We start from the raw sequence: 217 nt of genomic DNA on the forward strand, positions 1-217 counted from the left end.
CTAAAATTAACCAGGTTATTATAAACTGTTACAGTTTGAGATGGATAGCTGCAATGATCTTTATCTTTTCTGTTAACATATATATATAATAGTGCTTTGGTTATTTTACATTTAGAAGGTATTGAACCAGGAATATCAAACTTTAAAAGACTTCTATAGGAATCCGGGCAGTTCTTATATCTTGTGTATTCGCCTGTATATAAAACTGAAGATGAAA

General features: G+C 29.5%; 1 protein-coding gene. It reads right to left on the reverse strand.

Annotated features, from left to right (window positions below; all coding sequences use genetic code 11):
• A partial coding sequence (locus J418_RS15565; protein ID WP_035123851.1) for a DNRLRE domain-containing protein occupies window positions 1-217 on the reverse strand: 217 nt, incomplete at both ends.

Origin of the sequence: Clostridium tyrobutyricum DSM 2637 = ATCC 25755 = JCM 11008, from assembly GCF_000359585.1 — a bacterium.
GTDB classification, from domain to species: domain Bacteria; phylum Bacillota; class Clostridia; order Clostridiales; family Clostridiaceae; genus Clostridium_B; species Clostridium_B tyrobutyricum.